This is a genomic window from Pseudomonadota bacterium (assembly GCA_010028905.1).
Taxonomy (GTDB): domain Bacteria; phylum Vulcanimicrobiota; class Xenobia; order RGZZ01; family RGZZ01; genus RGZZ01.
The window spans coordinates 1-4,980 of record RGZZ01000373.1 but is presented as its reverse complement, the minus strand read 5'-3'; the positions used below and the strand labels follow the sequence as shown (position 1 = coordinate 4,980).

At 66.7% G+C, this 4,980-nt stretch carries 4 protein-coding genes; all 4 read left to right on the top strand.

Annotated elements, in window-relative coordinates; all coding sequences use genetic code 11:
- Positions 1–245: 245 nt before the first annotated feature.
- Positions 246–1,478, top strand: a complete 1,233-nt coding sequence (locus tag EB084_19350) for a potassium/proton antiporter (GenBank protein NDD30420.1) — start codon at positions 246–248, stop codon at positions 1,476–1,478.
- The gene (locus EB084_19345) at positions 1,475–3,034 is read left to right on the top strand and encodes a hypothetical protein (GenBank protein ID NDD30419.1); all 1,560 of its coding nucleotides are present in this window, start codon (positions 1,475–1,477) and stop codon (positions 3,032–3,034) included. The genes EB084_19350 and EB084_19345 overlap by 4 nt, the downstream gene beginning before the upstream one ends.
- A gap of 46 nt (positions 3,035–3,080) precedes the next feature.
- Positions 3,081–3,935 (top strand): tetratricopeptide repeat protein, encoded by an 855-nt coding sequence (locus tag EB084_19340; GenBank protein ID NDD30418.1) that lies wholly within the window; start codon positions 3,081–3,083, stop codon positions 3,933–3,935.
- A 154-nt stretch (positions 3,936–4,089) separates the two neighbouring features.
- Positions 4,090–4,980, top strand: an 891-nt coding sequence (locus EB084_19335; GenBank protein ID NDD30417.1) for a hypothetical protein, incomplete at its 3' end; no start/stop codon positions are given.

Below are 4,980 nucleotides of genomic sequence, written 5' to 3'. Positions count from 1 at the left end.
AGGGGAGGGGGAGTCGCAGGTTCATCTGTTTCTTGTCCTTTCCGTTTCGCTCGGGGAGTCGGTCGCTCGACGCGCACGCCGTCCGCTTTCGGTTGGCGCCTCGTCGTCGCTTGCCTGACTTCCGTCTGCTGCTGTTGTGACAAGTGCGCAGCCATCGTGTGACAGGCGTTTCGTGATGGCCATCACGCCCGGACACGCAATTCGAAAGCAGGACCCATGCCGCCCCCGAGGAACGAACCCTCGCGATGTTTCTCGACCCCTACGTTCTCGGCGCCGGCGCGCTGCTTCTCGCGAGTCTGCTGGCCAGTCGCGTATCGGCGCGGGTGGGAGTGCCGTCGCTGCTGCTGTTCCTCGTCTTCGGCATGCTGATGGGGTCCGATGGGCCTGGGGGGGTCCCGTTCGACGATCCGCTGCAGGCGCAGGCACTGGGCACCGTGGCCTTGATCTTGATCATGTTCCAGGGGGGGCTGCAGACCCACTGGAGGCATGTGCGCCCCGTGGTCCTTCCCGCACTCTCGCTGGCGACCATCGGCGTGGCCACCTCGACCCTGCTGGTAGCGTACTTCATCACCCTGGTGGCCGATGTCCCGCTGTCGCGAGCGCTGCTTCTCGGCGCGGTGGTCTCGTCCACCGACGCGGCGGCGCTGTTCTCGGTCATGCGCACGCAGGGGCTCGCGCTGAAGGGTGACCTGAACGCGCTGCTCGAGCTCGAGTCGGGGACCAATGACCCCATGGCCGTCTTCCTGACGCTCACCTTCACCGCCTGGCTCAGCTCGCCCGTGCAGAGCCCCGCCCACGTCATCGGTCATGCCGTCGTCGACCTTGTGCGCGAGATGGGCCTCGGCGCGCTGCTCGGTCTTGCGTTCGGGCTCTTCGGTGTGCGTGCGCTGCGCTCCCTGGCGCTCATGACCGAGGGGATGTACGTGGCGCTCACCACGAGCGTTGCGCTCATCGCCTACGGTCTCACGCAGGTGCTGGGCGGTAGCGGGTTTCTTGCTGTGTACGTCGCAGGGCTCACCATCGGTAGCCACGACCCTCCTCACAAGCGCGTGATTCTCGACCTGCACGACGGCCTCGCCTGGCTTGTGGAGATCTTCATGTTCCTGGTGCTCGGGCTGCTCAGCTTCCCGTCGCAGATTCACAGGATCGCCCTTCCATCGACCGTCGTGGCCCTGTTCCTGGTGTTCATCGCTCGCCCCGTCTCGGTCTTCCTATCGCTTGCCTTCACCTCATTCGACTGGCGTGCCAAGCTCCTGATCTCGTGGTGCGGGCTGCGTGGTGCCGTGCCCATCATTCTCGTGACCATACCGATGGTCGCCGGAGTGCCTCGCGCGTGGGATGTCTTCCACGGCGTCTTCTTTGCGGTGATCGTCTCCATTCTGCTACAGGGTCTCACGGTGCCGTGGCTGGCCAGTCGCCTCGGTCTGCGTCTTGAGGCAGAGAACCACGGGGATTCGGTCACCATCGAGGCGGCGTGAGCGTCGATGATGCGCGCGCTCTCGCGGGCGACGCGGATTCCGGGTCGTCTCGCGCTTCGGCATCGGGGCGCATCGATCGCGAGATCTTGTTCTTCACCCTCATCGGTGCGCTCTTGCGGCTGTACCGCCTGGGCGCGTCGAGTCTCACCATCGACGAGGGGCTGTCGCTGCGCTATGCGCTGCTGCCCATCGGATCTATAGACGACATGACGCCAGGCATCACTGGCCCCGACTCGCTGCTGCAGTTCGTCTATCGCTTCGACGGACACCCGCCGTTGTTCTATTTGACGCTCCACGCCTGGCTCGGCATCGTAGGCGTCGCGTCAGAGACGGTTCTCCGGCTCCCCTTTGCCCTCTGCTCGATTGTTGCGCTGCACGCAGCGTGCCGTCTGGCTCGCCGCCTCCTTCCTGCGGATGCCGCACGGGCCGCGATGGCGCTTGCAGCCGTGTCTCAGGCGGCTGTCTGGTGCGGCCAGGAGCTTCGCATGTACCCCATGCTCGCCATGTTCGTTCTGTGTGCGACGCTCTGCGGCTGCCTTGCCTGGCTCGATGACTGGCGGCCAGGGTGGGTCGGGTGGAGCGCCTGCACGGCCGCCGCGGGATACACCCACTATCTCGGGCTCTTCTCGATGCCCGCGTTTGCGCTCTGGGCCCTCACCTCACGCGGTCGGGGCCGTTCGTGGCAACGTCTCGCACTGGCTTTCGCGTCGTGTGCAGCGCTGCTGCTTCCGTGGCTCCCGGTGGCGCTGGCGCAGACCCGCGCAGGCCACGGCCCCCCCGTGCTGCGAGGCGTAGGCACCGAGCGGCTTCCCCTGGCGATCTTGCAGACTTTCACCGATCTGGTGCTGGGGCCGAGCTTCCCGCTGTCCCCCCTTTCCAATACGGGCGTGGCCATCGCTGGTGGGCTGGTGATCGGGCTCTTCATCGCTGCCTTCCGCCTGGGGGGAGATCGTGCCCGTGCCGCCGTGGCACTCTCGTTGAGCCAGACACTGGTTCCCATGGCCTGTCTCACCGCCATCTGCGTCTGCCTCGGGCGCGGGATTCTCCAACCGCGCTTCTTCATGGCCTTTGCGCTCTTCGGTGCCATTGCCCTGGCGCCGTGGGGGCAGATCCCGGCAGGGCGTGGCCTGCTGCTCGTGGTCGTGGCCGCGAACGTCACCTCCCTGGCGACCTGGTACTTCAATCCCCTGTACCAGCGCCAGCCTTTTCGACAGGCCGCGCAAGCGGTTCTCGCGAACGTGCAGCCAGACGACCTCGTTCTCGTCGAAGACGTCATGGGCATCGACGCCATGCGCTACTACCTGCCACTCGACCGAGCGCCGAGCGTCGCCGCGGCCCATCCCCAGCGCATCGACGATGGGTCTCTTGCACGCGTTGTGCGCGGGCACAGTCGGGTGTGGCTCGTGCTGGCCGATGCCTGGGTCACTGATCCGGACAATCGCGTCTTCCACTGGATGATGCAGTGGGGCAACGTGATTCAGTCGCCGTCCGAGATCGAGAACCACGACCCGAGTCACACCATCGTGGTGATGCGATTCGACGCGCGACGGCGATGAGATCGCCGTCAGGGCAGCGCCGGCAGGAGGATCTCTCGTGAGCTTGATGCGTGCACAGGCCCGACGCTACGCCAATCGTGACGCGTGGATCGAGGGACGGCGGTTCTTTGAGACCCGGGTCGAGCAGTACCCACTCGACGCGCAGGCGCGAGCGCATCTCGCCTTCTTCGTGGTGAAGGAGAGCCGTTATGACACCCAGCGGGCCCTCCGCCTCCTCGACGAGGCCATCGCGCTCGACCCAGGCTGCGCGATAGCGTGGGTCTACAAGAGCATGGTGCTGGGCACCCTTCTCGACGAATCGGGCGCGCGGGAAGCCCTCGAGCGCGCCGAGGCAGCAGGGGCTCTCGAAGAGGATGTGGTGCGGACCCGGGCGTGGAATGCCCTCGACGTGTGGAAGCTGGACGAGGCCATTGCGGGATTCGAGCATCTTGTGGAGATCTGCGCCGAGTCGTCGAGCTGCGTGCTGCTCGCCACCGCCTTCCTCCAGGCGGGAAAGCACGATGATGCGCGCCGCTGGGCACTGGCCGCGGTGGAGCGCGAGCCCGATGACTTTCGCGGTCACGCCTATGCCGGTATCGCGGTACTGGCCCAGGGCAGCGTCGCAGAGGCGCGGGCGCATCTGGAACAGGCCGCGGCACTTGCGCCCGACTCACCGATGGTGGCCCACGCCCTGGGCATGGCGGCGCTGCGCGAGGGCGATCTGACGCGCGCAGAGCGCCACCTGCGCGCGGCTGTGCGCATCGATCCGCTCTACGTGACATCGCAGCGCGCGCTCGCCGATCTGTGTGCGCGCGACGGCCGAACAGCAGAGGCGCGTCGGCACTACGAGGCGGCCCTCGCGGTCTTCCCCGGATATGTGGAGGCGCGGGCTGGACTCGAGGCGCTGCCTGGCGAGGAGTGAGCCGCCGAGCGCGCGGCGCAGCACTCACCCCCCTGTTGCTTCCACTTACCTGTCGCATGTGACATCTGACCGCGGGGAGCGAGCCTGTCGCTCCGCGCAACGCTAGCATGGAGGAAAGCGCTCCCACGCGCACCTCACATGCAGGAGGGCACGGATGCGGGTTCATCGCGCAGCAGTCGCCGGTCAGTCCACGCCACAGTCCCATCCCATCGATACGCGGCTCGACGAGCCTGTCGATCCACTTCATTTCGCGCTTCCCGTTGACGTCTATCGGCCACGCATGCGAACCACCTCGGAGAATCTGCCCACCGGCGCTGCGTCGCTGCGCGACGGGTGGGAGATGTGCGTTGCCGACTCGCGACCCGCGGCCGATGACCCTGGTTGGAAGTCAGTGTGCGTCCCGTCACAGTGGGCGGTCACCGACCCCGCGCTGTTCTCGCACGGCGGAAGCGTGTGGTACCGAACGAGCTTTCGTGCCCAGCCGAAGGACGGTCGTCATCTGGCGCTCGACTTCCGCGGTGTCGACTACGAGGCAGAGGTGTACCTGAACGGTGAGCGACTCGGCGATCACGAGGGCTGCTTCCTGCCGTTCGGCTTCGATCTTGACGGCAAGGTCCTTCCCCGCCGGCCGAACGAGCTGCTCGTGAAGGTGTCGGCGCCCGCCGATCCGGGCGGGGCATTCTTCAAGCAGCAGATCAAGGGTGTTTTCGGCCATCATGATTGCCGTCCCGGGCCCGCCATGGGGCTACAGACCCCCACCTCCACCGGCACCACGGGCGGGATCTGGAACGACGTGCTGGTGCGCGAGACCGGACCGTCGTCGCTGCGCGCAGCCTGGGTCGACACCGATCTCGCCCACGATCACGCGCGCGCCCGTCTGACCTTTCACACCCCGGTCGAGAATCACCAGAAAGAGGCACGCGATGTTGTCGTCGAGACCCGATGGCGTCCGGAGAACGCGCCGGACCGTGAGCGCGGGGTTCGCCAGCGCGTTCGTCTCGTGCCGGGGATGAACGAGGTGACGACGAAGGCGACAGAGCACGCG

Excerpts from the sequence above, each read along its gene's own strand:
- EB084_19350 (NDD30420.1), top strand. The coding sequence starts at position 246 with ATGTTTCTCGACCCCTACGTTCTCGGCGCCGGCGCGCTGCTTCTCGCG.
- EB084_19340 (NDD30418.1), top strand. The coding sequence starts at position 3,081 with ATGCGTGCACAGGCCCGACGCTACGCCAATCGTGACGCGTGGATCGAG.